At 71.9% G+C, this 14,290-nt stretch carries 13 protein-coding genes; 5 read left to right on the top strand and 8 right to left on the bottom strand.

Annotation, left to right across the window (positions count from 1 at the left end; genetic code table 11):
• Window positions 1–3: 3 nt before the first annotated feature.
• Together J3486_RS21790 and J3486_RS21785 are read right to left on the bottom strand one after the other, a co-directional pair.
• A complete protein-coding gene (locus J3486_RS21790; protein ID WP_207822662.1) occupies window positions 4–675 on the bottom strand; it encodes a response regulator transcription factor in 672 nt (223 codons plus the stop codon).
• A 41-nt stretch (window positions 676–716) separates the two neighbouring features.
• The gene (locus tag J3486_RS21785; RefSeq protein WP_207822660.1) at window positions 717–1,919 is read right to left on the bottom strand and encodes a sensor histidine kinase; all 1,203 of its coding nucleotides are present in this window, start codon (window positions 1,917–1,919) and stop codon (window positions 717–719) included.
• Between the two features lie 174 nt (window positions 1,920–2,093).
• On the opposite strand from J3486_RS21785, the gene J3486_RS21780 reads away from it, so the two are divergent.
• Window positions 2,094–3,131 carry an SAM-dependent methyltransferase gene (locus J3486_RS21780; RefSeq protein ID WP_207822658.1) on the top strand — a complete coding sequence of 346 codons (1,038 nt, stop codon included), beginning with the start codon at window positions 2,094–2,096 and terminating at the stop codon, window positions 3,129–3,131.
• Here the strand turns inward: J3486_RS21780 and J3486_RS21775 are convergent.
• Window positions 3,096–4,265 carry an NADH-quinone oxidoreductase subunit D gene (locus J3486_RS21775; RefSeq protein ID WP_207822656.1) on the bottom strand — a complete coding sequence of 390 codons (1,170 nt, stop codon included), beginning with the start codon at window positions 4,263–4,265 and terminating at the stop codon, window positions 3,096–3,098. The two genes, J3486_RS21780 and J3486_RS21775, sit on opposite strands and share 36 nt — an antisense overlap.
• A 31-nt stretch (window positions 4,266–4,296) precedes the next feature.
• Between J3486_RS21775 and J3486_RS21770 the strand changes: the two genes are divergently transcribed.
• Together J3486_RS21770 and J3486_RS21765 are read left to right on the top strand one after the other, a co-directional pair.
• On the top strand, window positions 4,297–4,809 hold the full coding sequence (locus tag J3486_RS21770) for a PH domain-containing protein (RefSeq protein ID WP_207822654.1): 513 nt from the start codon (window positions 4,297–4,299) through the stop codon (window positions 4,807–4,809).
• Entirely contained in the window at window positions 4,806–6,170 is a 1,365-nt protein-coding gene (locus J3486_RS21765; RefSeq protein ID WP_207822652.1) for a PH domain-containing protein, read from the top strand. Before J3486_RS21770 ends, J3486_RS21765 begins: the two co-directional genes overlap by 4 nt.
• A gap of 95 nt (window positions 6,171–6,265) precedes the next feature.
• On the opposite strand, the gene J3486_RS21760 is transcribed toward J3486_RS21765, so the two are convergent.
• The 4 genes from J3486_RS21760 to J3486_RS21745 form a co-directional block, all read right to left on the bottom strand.
• Window positions 6,266–7,156 (bottom strand): hypothetical protein, encoded by an 891-nt coding sequence (locus tag J3486_RS21760; RefSeq protein ID WP_207822650.1) that lies wholly within the window; start codon window positions 7,154–7,156, stop codon window positions 6,266–6,268.
• Between the two features lie 126 nt (window positions 7,157–7,282).
• Window positions 7,283–8,263, bottom strand: a complete 981-nt coding sequence (locus J3486_RS21755) for an ABC transporter substrate-binding protein (protein WP_207822647.1) — start codon at window positions 8,261–8,263, stop codon at window positions 7,283–7,285.
• A 75-nt stretch (window positions 8,264–8,338) separates the two neighbouring features.
• A complete protein-coding gene (locus tag J3486_RS21750; protein ID WP_207822645.1) occupies window positions 8,339–9,007 on the bottom strand; it encodes an ABC transporter permease in 669 nt (222 codons plus the stop codon).
• A complete protein-coding gene (locus tag J3486_RS21745) occupies window positions 9,004–9,729 on the bottom strand; it encodes an ABC transporter permease (protein ID WP_207822643.1) in 726 nt (241 codons plus the stop codon). Before J3486_RS21745 ends, J3486_RS21750 begins: the two co-directional genes overlap by 4 nt.
• Before the next feature lie 196 nt (window positions 9,730–9,925).
• Here J3486_RS21745 and J3486_RS21740 point away from each other — a divergent pair, with 196 nt between their 5' ends.
• On the top strand, window positions 9,926–11,089 hold the full coding sequence (locus J3486_RS21740) for an ABC transporter ATP-binding protein (RefSeq protein ID WP_207822641.1): 1,164 nt from the start codon (window positions 9,926–9,928) through the stop codon (window positions 11,087–11,089).
• Window positions 11,090–11,104: 15 nt separating this feature from the next.
• Here the strand turns inward: J3486_RS21740 and J3486_RS21735 are convergent, their stop codons facing one another.
• Entirely contained in the window at window positions 11,105–12,214 is a 1,110-nt protein-coding gene (locus J3486_RS21735) for an esterase family protein (protein WP_207822639.1), read from the bottom strand.
• Window positions 12,215–12,444: 230 nt separating this feature from the next.
• Between J3486_RS21735 and J3486_RS21730 the strand changes: the two genes are divergently transcribed.
• Window positions 12,445–14,241: a phosphatidylglycerol lysyltransferase domain-containing protein gene (locus J3486_RS21730; protein WP_207822637.1), complete on the top strand. Its 1,797-nt coding sequence runs from the start codon at window positions 12,445–12,447 to the stop codon at window positions 14,239–14,241.
• Window positions 14,242–14,290 lie beyond the last annotated feature (49 nt).

The following is a 14,290-nucleotide window of genomic DNA, read 5'->3' as shown; positions in this document are numbered from 1 at the left end:
GCCTCAGCCCTGTCCGCCGGCCCGCACCAGGCCGGTCTCGTAGGCGAGCACGACGACCTGGACGCGGTCGCGCAGACCGAGCTTGGTCAGGATGCGGCCCACGTGCGTCTTCACGGTGGCCTCGGACAGCACGAGGCGGGCCGCGATCTCGCCGTTCGACAGGCCCTGGGCGACCAGCACCATGACCTCGCGCTCGCGCTCGGTGAGCCGCTCCAGCTCCTTGTGCTGCGGCTCCTTGGAGGTGCTGGGCAGCATCGGGGCGAACCGGTCGAGCAGGCGCCGGGTGGTGGACGGGGCGACGACCGCGTCACCACTGTGCACGGAGCGGATGGCGGTGAGCAGCTCGCCGGGCGGCACGTCCTTGAGCATGAAACCGGACGCGCCCGCCTTGAGCCCGGAGAACGCGTACTCGTCGAGGTCGAACGTGGTCAGGATGAGGACCTTGGGCGGGTTCGGGTCGGCGCAGATGCGCCGGGTCGTCTCGACGCCGTCGAGCTTCGGCATCCGTACATCCATGAGGACCACGTCAACCGCGGTCGCGCGCAGCACCTCCAGCGCCTCGACGCCGTCGCCGGCCTCGGCGACGACCTCCATGTCCGGCTGTGCGGCGAGCACCATCCGGAAGCCGGTGCGCAGCAGCACCTGGTCGTCGACGAGCATGACCTTGATCGACATCGATTCCCGTTCCTTCGCTGGTACGTGTCGGCTGGTACGTGTCAATGAGCGGGCTTGAGCGGCAGCAGGGCGCTGATGCGGAAGCCACCTCCGGGGCGCGGCCCCGCGTCCAGCGTGCCGCCGACCATACCGACGCGCTCCCGCATCCCGATGAGGCCGTGGCCGTGGCCGTCGGCGCCGCCGTCCTCGTAGAGCTCGTGCGGGGCGCCCTTGCCGTCGTCCTCGACGAGCAGGCCGAGCCCGTCGTCGAAGTAGACGAGGCGGACGCTCGCGCCCGCGTTCGGCCCGCCGTGCTTGCGGGTGTTGGTGAGGGCCTCCTGGACGATGCGGTACGCGGTCAGCTCGACGCCGCTGGGCAGCGGGCGCGGGGTGCCCTCCACCTTGAAGTCGACCGGCAGGCCCGCCGTGCGCACCTGCTCGACGAGGTCCTCGATCTGCTCGACGTCGGGCTGCGGCACGTACGCCTCGCCCGCCTCGCGCTCCCCGGTGCGCAGCACGCCGAGCAGCCTGCGCATCTCGGCGAGCGCCTGCCGGCCCGTGCCCGAGATGGTCTCCAGGGCCTTCTTCGCCTGGTCGGGGGCGGTGTCGAGGACGTATGCGGCGCCGTCGGCCTGCACCACCATCACCGACACGTTGTGCGCGACGACGTCGTGCAGCTCGCGGGCGATCCGTGCCCGTTCGGCCGCGACCGCGACCTTCGACTGGGCCTCGCGCTCCTTCTCCAGGCGGGCCGCGCGCTCCTCCAGCTGCGCCAGGTAGGCGCGGCGGGTGCGCAGCGAGTCGCCGAGGACCCAGGCGAGGGCGAACGGCACCATCGTGAAGACCGTGACGGCGATCTGCCCGGCGCCGCTGGCGTGCGCCTCGGGCCACCGCAGCTGCGCGAGCGGCGCCGCGCACAGTCCGGCGCCGAGCGCGAGCCGGGACGACCAGCGGGCCCCGTCCGCGGCACACGTGTAGACGATGACGAGCATCGCGAAGTCCGCCGGGCTCGTCTCCGCGTCGAGGATCAGCTGGGCGACGCCCGCCACGATCGCGAGGACCAGCATCCGCTCGGGCATCCGGCGGCGCAGCGTGACGACCACGCTGAGCAGGAGGGCGCAGGCGATGCCCGCCGCCTCGTTGCCCCGCGAGGGCGCGCCGTTGATGCTGCTGACGCTCACCACGGACATCCCGAGCAGGACCACGGCCCAGAAGCCGTCGACCCATGTCGGGTGCCTGCGGAGAAAGTCGTAGAGGCGCTGCACGTAACCCAGAGTAGGCAGCCGTGCGGCGTGCCGGGGTCAACCGGAGGGCCGATCCGCACCCGGCGCGCGTACTCCCCAAGGTGGAGGCGCGTGCGCCCGGCGCACCGGGCCGCCCCAGGGTCCGCCCGCCGGACAGGCCCCGGGGAGCTCGCGGACACGGCCTAGCCTTCAGGCGTGACGAACGCACAGGAGGACGGCCCGCGCGGCTGGCGCGAGGCCACCGAGCGGGCCCTGTACGGGCCCGGTGGCTTCTATCGCGGGCCCGAGGGTCCCGCCGGTCATTTCCGTACGTCGGTGCACGCGTCGCCGCTGTTCGCGCAGGCCGTCGCCGAGCTGCTGTGCCGGGTGGACACGGCGCTCGGCGAGCCGGACGAGCTGACGTTCGTCGACATGGCGGCGGGGCGCGGCGAACTGGTGTCGCTCGTCCTCCAGGCGCTGCCGGAGAACGTGGCCGCACGCGTGCGTGCCTGCGCGGTGGAGATCGCCTCCGGGCGCCCCGCCGGTCTCGATCACCGCATCGAGTGGCGCGCCGAGCCGCCCGCCGGGATCACCGGGCTGCTGTTCGCGAACGAGTGGCTCGACAATGTGCCCGTCGACATCGTGGAGACCGACGCGGACGGCTCCGCCCGCCTCGTCCTCGTACGGCAGGACGGCACGGAGTCCCTGTCCCCCGCGCCGCTGGACGCGGCCGCGCGGCGCTGGCTGGAGACCTGGTGGCCGCTGCCGCCCGAGCCGGGGCTGCGCGCCGAGGTCGGTCCGCAGCGCGACGCGGCGTGGGCGGCGGCCGTGGGCACCCTGGAGCGTGGTCTCGCGGTGGCCGTGGACTACGCCCACGCGCGCGGGGCGCGGCCGCCCTTCGGCACGCTCACGGGCTTCCGGGAGGGCCGGGAGACGCGGCCCGTGCCGGACGGGTCCTGCGACATCACGGCCCATGTGGCGCTCGACGCCTGCGCGGTGACTGCCGGGGCCCGGATCGTGCCGCAGCGCGCCGCCCTGCACGCCCTCGGCGTCCGCGCGGGCCGCCCGCCGCTGACGCTGGCGTCCCAGGACCCGGCCGGCTACGTACGGGCGCTCGCGCGGGCCGGAGAGGCGGCGGAGCTGACCGCGCGGGGCGGGCTCGGGGACTTCGGGTGGCTGGTCGAGCCCGTGGCCATGGGGACGGCGCGGATGCGCGGCCTACTTGTCGATGTCCCCGACCACGAAGAACAGTGAGCCGAGGATCGCCACCATGTCGGCGACCAGCGTCCCGGGCAGCAGTTCGGCCAGCGCCTGGATGTTGTTGTAGGACGCGGAGCGCAGCTTGAGGCGGTACGGCGTCTTCTCGCCCTTGGAGACGAGGTAGTAGCCGTTGATGCCGAGCGGGTTCTCCGTCCACGCGTACGTGTGGCCCTCGGGCGCCTTGAGGACCTTCGGCAGACGCTGGTTGACCGGGCCGGGCGGCAGTTGCGCGATCCGGTCGAGGCAGGCGTCGGCGAGGGCGAGCGCGTTGTGCGTCTGCTCCAGGAGGACCTCGAAGCGGGCCAGGCAGTCGCCTTCTTGTCGCGTGACGACCTTCAGGGTGTCCTGAAGGTCCCCGTAGGCCAGGTACGGCTCGTCGCGGCGCAGGTCGAAGTCGACGCCGGAGGCACGGGCGATCGGCCCGCTCACGCCGTAGGAGTGCGCGGCCTCGGGGGACAGGACGCCCACCCCGCGCGTGCGGCCCCGGAAGATCTCGTTGCCGAGGACCAGGTTGTCGTAGACGTCCATGCGGGAGCGCACGGAGGCGACGGCCTCGCGCGCGCGGGTCGTCCAGCCGAGCGGCAGGTCCTCCTTGAGGCCGCCGACGCGGTTGAACATGTAGTGCATGCGTCCGCCGGAGACCTCCTCCATCACGTTCTGGAGCTCCTCACGCTCCCGGAAGGCATGGAAGACCGGAGTGATTCCGCCCAGTTCGAGCGGGTACGAACCCAGAAACATCAGATGGTTCAGCACTCGGTTCAGCTCGGCCAGGAGCGTGCGCAGCCAGACGGCGCGCTCGGGGACCTCCATGCCCAGCATCCGCTCGACGGCGAGCACGACCCCCAGCTCGTTGGAGAACGCGGACAGCCAGTCGTGGCGGTTGGCGAGCATCACGATCTGCCGGTAGTCCCGCGCCTCGAAGAGCTTCTCGGCACCGCGGTGCATGTAGCCGATGACCGGCTCCGCGTGCTGGATCCGCTCGCCGTCGAGCACCAGGCGCAGGCGCAGCACACCGTGGGTGGAGGGGTGCTGCGGGCCGATGTTGAGCACCATGTCGGTGCTCTCCGCTGCACCGCCGATGCCGACCGTCGTCCGCGTCGTGCGCGGCTTGGGCGTCGTGGACGTCATGGGGACAGTCTCTCGTACATAGGGTGAGCTCATGGGAACAGGGGCGACGGGGATCACAGGGGAAGCCGATTCCGTGGACGCGGGGCCGGAGTGGACGGGGCTGCCGCCGGGCCTGCTCAGACTGCGCCGGCTGCTGCTGGTGCTGTGGCTGGTGCCGCTGACACTCGCGGTCGCGCTGCTCCTCACGATCCTCGCAGGGCCCGCGTGGGCGGCGTTCGCGCTGCTGCCGCTCGCGGTGCTGGTCTGGGGCTGGCCGATGCTCGGCCGCAACTGGCGCTCGTGGCGGTACGCCGAGCGCGCCGACGACCTGCTGATCAGCCGCGGGGTGATGTGGCGCGAGGAGACGATCGTGCCGTACGGACGGATGCAGCTGGTCGAGGTGACCTCGGGCCCGCTGGAGCGGAAGTTCGGCCTGGCCAGTCTCCAGCTGCACACCGCGGCCGCCGCCACCGACGCGAGGATCCCGGGCCTCGCGCCCGCCGAGGCCGAGCGCCTGCGCGACCGTCTCACCGAGCTCGGCGAAGCCCGATCGGCGGGCCTGTGACGGCCTCCCGCGTCCCCGAGGGCGTACGAGACCAGGAGCCGCCCCCGAGCCTGCGAGAGCGGCGCCTGCACCCCGTCACGCCGCTGCGCCGCGCGTGGGCGCCGATAGCGGTGCTGCTCGGCTGGGCCGTGCACGACATGAACCAGGCGCAGCGCCAGCTCTCCCAGCTGACGGGCGCCACCCTGGCGATCGGGCTCGGCGTGCTGGTGCCCGCGGCCGCCCTGTACGGGTTCCTCACCTGGTGGTTCACCCACTTCGCGGTCACCGAGACCGAACTGCGCATCCGTACGGGCCTGTTGTTCCGCCGCACCGCCCACATCCGGCTCGACCGCCTCCAGGCCGTCGACGTCACCCAGCCGCTGCTCGCCCGCTTCGTGGGCGTGGCCAAGCTGAAACTCGACGTCGTCGGCACCGACAAGAAGGACGAACTCGCCTATCTGGGCGAGAAGGAGGCCCGCGACCTGCGGGCCGAACTCCTCGCCCGTGCGGCCGGTTTCGCCCCGGAATCGGCCCACGAGGTGGGCGAGGCGCCGGCGCGGGAGATCCTGCGCACGCCCCCCGGCACGCTCGCGGTGGCGCTGCTGCTGACGGGCGCCCCGTGGGTGATGCTCGTGGCGGCGCTGGTCGTGCCGGGTTTCCTGTGGTTCGCCACCCACAACCTGTGGACAGTGATCGCGGTCGCGGTGCCGCTGGCGGGCGGGGCGTTCACCAACAGCGCGGGCCGGTTCATCAAGGAGTACGACTGGACGGTCGGTGAGTCCCCCGACGGGCTGCGCATCGACCACGGGCTGCTCGACCGGGTGCACGAGACGGTGCCGCCCGGCCGGGTGCAGACCGTGCGGATCGTGCAGCCGCTGCTGTGGCGGAGGCGCGGCTGGGTCCGCGTCGAGTTGCACGTGGCGGGCTCGGCCAACTCGGTCCTGGTGCCCGTCGCGCCCCGCGAGCACGCCGAGGACGTCATCGCGCGGATCCTGCCGGGCGTGGCGGTGCCCAAGCCCGCCGACTTCACGGCGCCGCCGCGGCGCGGCCGCTGGATCGTGCCGGTGTGGTGGAAGGCGTACGGGGTGTCCGTCACGGAGACGGTGTTCGCGGCCCGGCAGGGGCTGCTGCAGCGCCAGGTCTCCCTCGTCCCGCACGCCAAGGTGCAGTCCGTGCGCCTCACCCAGGGCCCCTGGGAGCGCTCGCTCGGCCTCGCGGGCCTGCATCTCGACACCGGCGCCAACAAGACGGTGACGGCCCGTCTGCGGGACGCCCAGGAGGCGGCGGAACTGCTGCGCGCCCAGGCGGACCGGTCGCGGACGGGACGCAAGGGGGCCCGCCCGGACCGCTGGATGAGCGGGGGCGCCGGCGCCGCTCCGTGAGCGGCGCCGCCCCGTGAGGCGCTCGGGGCCGCGCCTCACCCGGGAACGACAGAGGGCGCCCCACGGCGAGCAGGACGCCCTCACGACATCGGGTCTCAAGCCTGCATCGCGGACCTGAGCTGCCCCACATCGATCTGCTCGGTCTCGTCGTGAGCGGTCAGATCGATGACCTCCTTGTCGGCGGCGAGCGCTTCCTCCCCGACGACGTCGGCCAGATCCTCGTCCGGCCCGACGGCGGAGCCGCCCGTGCCGAAGAAGTCGAACCCGCCCACGAGCGCCTTGCGCATCGGCGCCGCCGGCACCACGGTCGCGGCGGCCGGCACGGTGACGAGGCCGGACGCCGCAGGGAGCTTCCCCTGCGAATCGGCCTCCTCGGGCCCCCGCGACCGCCGCGGCGGCTCGGGCTCCGCGCTCCGGGCGAGCCGGTCGAGCGCGGCGTTGGCCCGCTGGTAGAGCAGGGCTGTCGGCGCCTCGGCGGTCGCCGCCGCGGGCTTGGCGGGCGCGGCGGGCGGCAGCGCCTTGGCGGGCGCGGACGCCTCTATGGCGAGCCGTCGCCTGCCTTCCAGGGCGCTGGCCCGCTCGGTCTCCGCGGTGGCGTAGCGGCGCAGCAGCGCCGCGTGCTCGTTGCGCAGCGCCGCCAGTTCGGCCCGCTTGGAGCGCAGCTTGCCCTCCAGTCGGGTACGCAGCTCGCGGGACTCCTCCAGGTCGCCCTCCAGCTCCGCCACGGCCTCCTCATGCCGCCAGCGCTCGCTCGCGGCGCCGCGGGTCAGGTCGGCGACCTGCTTGCCCGCGAGCCGGTCCCAGCGGCGCATCACGACGGCGCCGACCACGGCGGCCGCTGCCGCCGCGGCGGCGATGCCGCGCAGCACCAGCGGATCGTCGGACAGCCAGGCGCCGCCCGCGCACACGAGAGGCGCACCGGCGATCACCGAGGGGGGCAACAGACGGTGCAGGGGTGGGGAATGGCGGTGGCGTCCACGTGGCATGGCCAGAAACTTACCGCGCGTAGGCGAATCAGGAAGCCCCGCCCGACAAAATCCGGACTCAGGCGACACAGAAACCTCCGAACCCACGCGGAATGCGGTCCACTTGTCCCGCCCCGGCAATCAAGATCATTTACCGATGAGGCCCTTGGACTCCAGATACTCCTTCGCCACGTCGGCTTCCTTCTGCCGCTCCGCGTCGACCTTCCGGTTCAACTCGACGAGGTCGTCGGTGGTGAGCGTCTTGGTCAACTTGTCCAGGACATCGGCGATCGCCTTGTCCCCGGCGTCCTTCGCGTTCACGACCGGAACGATGTTGTCCGCATTCTGCAGCTTCTTGTCGTCCTCCAGGAGAACGAGGCCGAAGTTCTTCAGCGTCGCATCGGTCGTGGTCGTCAGGACCAGCTGGTCCTGACCGTTCTTGACGGCCTGCTTGGACTGGGTGGTGCCGACGCCCTTCGGGTCGATGCCCGTGACGTCGATCCCGTACGTCTTCTTCAGACCCGGGGCGCAGAACGGCCGCGTCTCGCATTCGTCACCGGCCGCGATCTTCACCTTCTGGCCGGACTTGCCGAGATCGGAAAGCGTCTTGAGGTTGTGCTTCTTCGCGTAGGACGCGCTCACCGCGAACGCGTTCTGGTCGACGGCGTCGCCGGCGTCCAGAACCTTCAGCCCTTCCGGGTCCGCCAGCTTGCGCAGTGCGGTCATCGTCGCGTCGACATCACTGGACGCGACGGCCTTCGCGTCCTTGCCGTTCTTCTTCAGGTTGAGGAATTCCGCGAGCGTCGCCGCGTATTCGGGCACCACATCGATGGCGCCCTTGGCGAGCTGCGGCTCGTAGATCTCCCGGTTCTCGACCGTCTTGACCGACGCGTCGTACCCGGCGTCGTCCAATATCTGCCGGTAGAGCTCGCCCATCACCTTGGCCTCGGTGAAACTGGCGGCGCCGACGACGACCTTCCCCTTCTTGGCGCCGCCCGAGCTGCCCGAGTCGCCCTTGCCGCCCTCAAGGCTGTCGCCCCCGCACGCGGTGAGACTCGCGGTCAGGGCTCCCACCGCCACGGCCGCCAGGGCCATGCGGCGCGTCCTGCCGTGCGTCCTGATGTTCATCGCTCTCCTAGTCGCAGTACTCGCTTGTCGGCCGAGGTCGCCCGAACACGTCGGAAGACACCCGGAGAAGATCCGTCACGCCCGTCCCCGCATCGGGTCGAGCACCCGCCCCACCGCCACGAACACCAGCTCCACGGCCAGCGCGAGCGCGGCCACGAGCACGGCACCCGCGACCACCTGCGGCGTGTCCTGGAGGTTGAACCCGGCGGTGATGATCCGCCCGAGCCCGCCCTCGCCCGCCATCGCGGCCAGCGTCGCCGTCGCGATCACCTGCACCGCCGCCGACCTGAGCCCGGTCATCACCAGCGGGTACGCCAGCGGCAGTTCGACCCGCAGGAACACCTGGCCCCCGCTCATCCCCATGCCCCGCGCGGCCTCCACGACCGCGCGGTCGACCTCGCGCATGCCCACGTACGCGTTCGTCAGCAGCGGCGGCACCGCGAACAGCACCAGCGCGATCAGCGTCGGAACGTCGCCGTGCCGGCCGAGCGGGGTGAGCGTGAGCAGCACCAGGACGGCCAGCGTGGGCACCGCCCGCCCCACGTTCGAGAGGTTGACCGCGAGCGCGCCGCCCCGGCCGATGTGCCCGAGCCACAGGGCCAGCGGGAGCGCGATCAGACAGGCGACGCCGAGGGAGACCCCGCTGAAGTACAGGTGCTCGGACAGCCGGTGCCACACCCCCTTCTCGCCCTGCCAGTTGGCGCTCGTGCCCAGCCAGTCCCAGGCCCCCGACAACGCGTTCATGCGACCTTCTCCGGGCTCTGCGGCGTCCGTATTCGAGAGCCCCGCCCGCGGACGGCGGTGGCCCGTGTCCACGGCGTCAGCCATCGCTGCACGCCGAGCAGCAGCAGATCCGCGAGGACCGCGAGCAGCACGCACAGCACGGAGGCCGTGAGCACCTGGGCCTTGAAGTCACTGTCGAGGCCGTCCAGGATCAGCGTGCCCAGGCCGCCGTAGTCGACGATCGCGCCGACCGTGGTCAGCGCCACCGTGGAGACCGTGGCGATGCGCACGCCGGCCAGCAACGCAGGAAGCGCCAGTGGCAGTTCGACCTCCCACAGCAGCCGCAGCGGCCCGTACCCCATCCCGCGCGCGGCCTCTCTGGCCTCCTCCGGCACGGCCTGCAGGCCCGCCACTATGTTGCGCACGAGGATCGTCAGCGAGTAGAGCACCAGGCCCGTGATCACCAGCGAGACCGAGAGCCCGAACAGCGGCAGCAGCAGCGAGAACATCGCCAGCGACGGGATCGAGTAGAGGACCGTGGTCACGCCGAGGACCGGGCCCGCGAACGCCTTTCCGCGCCGCGCGAGCAGCGCCAGCGGGAAGGAGACCAGCACGCCGATCGCCACGGACGCCACGGTGATGCCTATGTGCTGCACCGTCGCGTCGATCAGTTCCTGGCTGCGGGTGCGCAGATACTCCCCGCACACCCAGTCATTGGCCACCAGGCAGTTCTGCTCGCTCACCCCGCCCCGCCTCCCCCGATTCCCCGAACGTATGTCAGTCGTCCGCACCTGCGCACGTACGTTTTCGACTGTCGACGACCCTAGCGGCCACCACTGACAATGGCCGATACCCGACCCCGGGCCGCAACACCGCCTTCACACAACTGACGTGCACGGGCGGCCCGCACACGGCCCCGCCCCGGCAGAATGGGGTCCCATGATCCGGTTCGAGCACGTCAGCAAGAAGTACGCGGACGGCACCACTGCCGTCGACGACCTCTCCTTCGAGGTGAACGAGGGCGAACTGGTCACGCTCGTCGGCCCGTCGGGCTGCGGCAAGACCACGACGATGAAGATGGTGAACCGGCTCATCGAACCCACCGCGGGCCGGATCCTCCTGGGCGGCGACGACATATCCGGCATCGACCCGGTCCAGTTGCGGCGCCGCATCGGCTATGTGATCCAGCAGGTCGGCCTCTTCCCGCACAAGACGGTCCTCGACAACACGGCGACCGTGCCGCATCTGCTCGGCACCAAGCGCGCCAAGGCCCGCGAGCGCGCCGCCGAACTCCTCGACCTGGTGGGCCTGGACCCGAAGGTCTTCGGCGACCGCTACCCCGAGCAGCTCTCCGGCGGGCAGCGGCAACGGGTCGGCGTGGCCCGGGCGTTGGCGGCCGACCCGCCGGTGCTGCTGATGGACGAGCCGTTCGGCGCCGTCGACCCGGTGGTCCGCGACCATCTCCAGACCGAGTTCCTGCGCCTGCAGCAGACCCTCAACAAGACCGTCCTGTTCGTCACGCACGACATCGAGGAGGCCGTCCGCCTCGGCGACCGCATCGCCGTCTACGGACAGGGCCGCATCGAGCAGTACGACACCCCCTCCGCCGTCCTCGGCGCCCCCGCCACCCCCTACGTGGCGGACTTCGTCGGCGCCGACCGGGGTCTGAAGCGGCTGTCCGTCACCCCCATCGAGGAGGGCGACCTGGAGCAGCCGCCCGTCGTCCACCTCGACGACCCGCTGCCCAGGGAACTCGACGCCCGCTGGGCCGTCGTCCTCGACCACGACAACAACCTGCACGGCTGGATCTCCGCCGAGCACGCGCGCGAGGGCTTCGCGAAGGGCGCCACCGTGAGCGACCGGGCCCGCCGCATGGAGGCGTGGCTGCCCGTCGGCGCCTCCCTCAAGCAGGCGTTCGCCACGATGCTGCAGCACGACGCGGGCTGGATCGCGGTCATCGACGAGCGCAGCGAAGGCCGCTTCCTGGGCGTGCTCACCCCGGCCCGCCTCCACGAGGCGTTGCGGCGCTCCACGGCCGCCGACGCGCAGGACATCACCCGCGCAGAGGTCGACCTGGAGACCGTCACGCCCCACCTCGCGTGACGCGCGCGTGCCGCCCTACCGGTCGGACAGCCGCTGGCTCAGCCACTCCAGCGTCGCCGGGATCTCGCGCCGCCACGTGTTGAAGTTGTGCCCGCCGCTGGCCAAGATGATCGACGACATGCGCGTCGGCGGCTTCACCATCTTGATGAAGGCCAGCGTGGCCTTGTAGTTGTGCTCCCCCACTTTGCTGCTGGTGACCAGGAGCGAGGTGGCGGGCGGCGGCATGTGGTTCAGGTACCACTTCAGGTCGGCCAGTTCCTTCAACCGCGCTTCCTGGTGGAAGAGATCACCGGTCGTGGGATCGGTGGGCGCGCTGTAGTACGGCGAGAGGCCGGCCCCCGCCGTGTAGACGGACGGGTGGTGCACGGCCAGCTTCAGGGCGCAGTAGCCACCCGTCGAGTCACCGACGACACCCCACTGCCGCGCCGTCCGGTAGTGGGCTCCCAGCTCGTCCGGAAGGTCCTTGGCGAAGAACGTCTCCGTCTGCGGACCGCCCGGCACGTTCACGCACTCGGTGTCGCGCGGCGGCGCCACGGTCGGCCGCAGCATCACCAGGATCATCGGCTGCATCCTCCCGGAGGCCGCCAGCCGGTGACCGGTCTGCGGATAGTGCAGCCCCTTGATGAGCGCCTCCGCCGTACCGGGATAACCGGTCAGGACGACTGACGCCGGGAACGTGCGGCGGGCGTACGGGGGCTGGAAGTACTCCGGCGGCAGATAGACGTAGGCCGGCGTCCGGATGTGCGACGTACGCCCCGTGATGTCGATCTTCTGGATCTGGCCGCCGACCACGGGCCGCTCCCCGCCGGTCACGGCCACCCCCTGGGTGGACACGACCTGCACCGGCCCGGCGTTCCCGCCCGCCATGTGGTCGGTGACCACACCCTGGCCCTGCTCCTGGCCGAAGAGGTCGGCCCAGGTCGCGTAGAAGCCGAAGGCCTGGTTCACGGCGAGGCCCACCGCCGCGAAGATCGCCAGCTGGGTGCCGAGCAGCAGGCCCACCCGCCCCGAGACCGACCGCCAGGACCGATGGGCCAGACGCGGCCAGAGAAGCACCGTACCGAGGAAGAGCCCTGCGGCGAACAGCACGGCGAGTGCGAGGACTTTATGGCTCGTCAGCCCCATCGGTCGTTTCCTGCCTACGAGTTGGCCAGGACGGATGACACGGGGGTCACCTGGCCGTTCCTACCTTTGTCGCACCCTTTGCGGTGGTTTTCCGGTCGGGAGTGAACCGGCTCCTCTCTCCCGCCGTCCTAGAGAGCGCAAGTCGCAGGATGCCGGATTTGGCGCCGCGTTCACGTTTCTCCCTTAACTACGGGATTGCCATGTTCGTCAGGGAAGATGCAGAAGCACCGATGGGGGTTCCGGGCCGGATGATGCGCGTGCTGCGCGGCCCCCGCCCGGAGGCCGTACCGACCCTGATCGCCAGAGCCTGCATCCTGGTCGGGCTCCTGGACGTCTGCGCCGGCGTGTTCCCGCGGTTCCGGCACAGCCGGATGCACACCCTCGCGGAAGTCCTCCCCGGCATGCTCGGCCCCTTCGCCGCCGCCCTCGCCCTCAGCAGCGGCGTCCTGCTGCTCCTGCTCGCGCACGGACTGCGGCGCCGCAAGCGGCGGGCCTGGCGGGCGGCCGTGGTGCTGCTGCCGTTCGGCGCCTGCGCCCAGTTCGCGTACCGGCACTCGCTCGTGGGCGTCGTCATCCCGCTCGTGCTCCTGTGGCTGCTGGCCAAGCACCGCGAGCAGTTCGACGCCCTGCCCGACCCACGCAGCCGCTGGCGGGCCCTGGCCAACTTCGTGGTGATGGGCGCCGGTTCCATCCTCATCGGCCTCACCATCGTCAGCGCCCACCCGCACCGCCTCCAGGGCGACCCGAGCCTCGCCGACCGCCTCCAGCACGTCCTGTACGGCCTGTTCGGGATCGACGGACCGCTGGAGTACGCCGGCCGCACCTCGTACACCGTGGCGTTCTCGCTCGGCGCCCTCGGCATGCTCACGACGCTCACCACCGTCTACTTCGCCTTCCGGCCCGAGCACCCCGCGGCCCGCCTCACCGAGGACGACGAGACCCGGCTGCGCGCCCTGCTCGCCCAGCACGGCGCCCGCGACTCCCTCGGCCACTTCGCGCTCCGCCGCGACAAGGGGGTGGTGTTCTCGCCCAGCGGCAAGGCCGCGGTCTGCTACCGCGTCGTCTCCGGCGTGATGCTCGCCGGCGGCGACCCCATCGGCGACGTGGAGGCCTGGCCCGGCGCCATCGAGCGCTTCATGGACGAGGCACGCGCCCACTCGTGGACCCCGGCCGTCATGGGCTGCTCCGAGACCGGCGGCGAGGTGTGGACCCGCGAGACGGGCCTGGACGCGCTGGAACTGGGCGACGAGGCGGTGGTGGACGTCGCGGATTTCTCCCTGACCGGGCGTGCGATGCGCAACGTACGCCAGATGGTCAAGAGGATCGAGCGCCTCGGTTACGAGACACGGGTGAGGCGGGTGCGTGACCTCGCCCCCGCCGAGCTCGACCGCATCCGCCGCGCCGCCGACGACTGGCGCGGCACCGACACCGAGCGCGGCTTCTCCATGGCGCTCGGCCGGATCGGGGACGCCGCCGACGGGGAGTGCCTGATCGCGACGGCCCACAAGAGCGAAGCGTCCGAAGCGGGCCCCTACGGAGACCTGAAAGCCGTCCTCCACTTCGTCCCCTGGGGCGGCACGGGCGTCTCCCTCGACCTGATGCGCCGCGACCGCTCGGCCGACCCGGGGATGAACGAGCTGCTCATCGTGGCCGCCCTCCAGGCCGCCCCGCAGCTCGGCATCGAGCGGGTCTCACTGAACTTCGCGATGTTCCGCTCGGCGCTCGCGCGCGGCGAGAAGATCGGCGCGGGCCCGGTCCTGCGCGCCTGGCGCGGCCTGCTCGTCTTCCTGTCGCGCTGGTTCCAGATCGAGTCGCTCTACCGGTTCAACGCCAAGTTCCGCCCCCGCTGGGAGCCCCGCTTCGTGGTCTACCGCTCCTCGAAGGACCTCCCGCGGATCGGCTGGGCCGCCCTGCAGGCGGAGGGGTTCGTGAACATGCGCATGCCGGGCGTGCTGCGGCGCCGGGCGCCCGAGCCGCGCCCCTGCGCCCACACCCACCAGGAGCGGGAGGAGGCGCACGCCGCCTGACGAGGGGCCCGGGGGCCGCCGGGCACGGGGCACTCCCCGATCGGCTCTA

This window comes from Streptomyces sp. VRA16 Mangrove soil (genome assembly GCF_017377775.1).
Taxonomy (GTDB): Bacteria; Actinomycetota; Actinomycetes; order Streptomycetales; family Streptomycetaceae; genus Streptomyces.
This window is presented reverse-complemented; position numbering and strand designations above follow the sequence as displayed.

What these genes read in the sequence shown, in the direction of transcription:
- J3486_RS21735 (WP_207822639.1), bottom strand. Translation starts at nt 12,214, where the DNA reads ATGGGGCTGACGAGCCATAAAGTCCTCGCACTCGCCGTGCTGTTCGCC.
- J3486_RS21740 (WP_207822641.1), top strand. Translation starts at nt 9,926, where the DNA reads ATGATCCGGTTCGAGCACGTCAGCAAGAAGTACGCGGACGGCACCACT.
- J3486_RS21770 (WP_207822654.1), top strand. Translation starts at nt 4,297, where the DNA reads ATGGGAACAGGGGCGACGGGGATCACAGGGGAAGCCGATTCCGTGGAC.
- J3486_RS21775 (WP_207822656.1), bottom strand. Translation starts at nt 4,265, where the DNA reads ATGACGTCCACGACGCCCAAGCCGCGCACGACGCGGACGACGGTCGGC.
- J3486_RS21790 (WP_207822662.1), bottom strand. Translation starts at nt 675, where the DNA reads ATGTCGATCAAGGTCATGCTCGTCGACGACCAGGTGCTGCTGCGCACC.
- J3486_RS21750 (WP_207822645.1), bottom strand. Translation starts at nt 9,007, where the DNA reads ATGAACGCGTTGTCGGGGGCCTGGGACTGGCTGGGCACGAGCGCCAAC.
- J3486_RS21755 (WP_207822647.1), bottom strand. Translation starts at nt 8,263, where the DNA reads ATGAACATCAGGACGCACGGCAGGACGCGCCGCATGGCCCTGGCGGCC.
- J3486_RS21730 (WP_207822637.1), top strand. Translation starts at nt 12,445, where the DNA reads ATGGGGGTTCCGGGCCGGATGATGCGCGTGCTGCGCGGCCCCCGCCCG.
- J3486_RS21760 (WP_207822650.1), bottom strand. Translation starts at nt 7,156, where the DNA reads ATGCCACGTGGACGCCACCGCCATTCCCCACCCCTGCACCGTCTGTTG.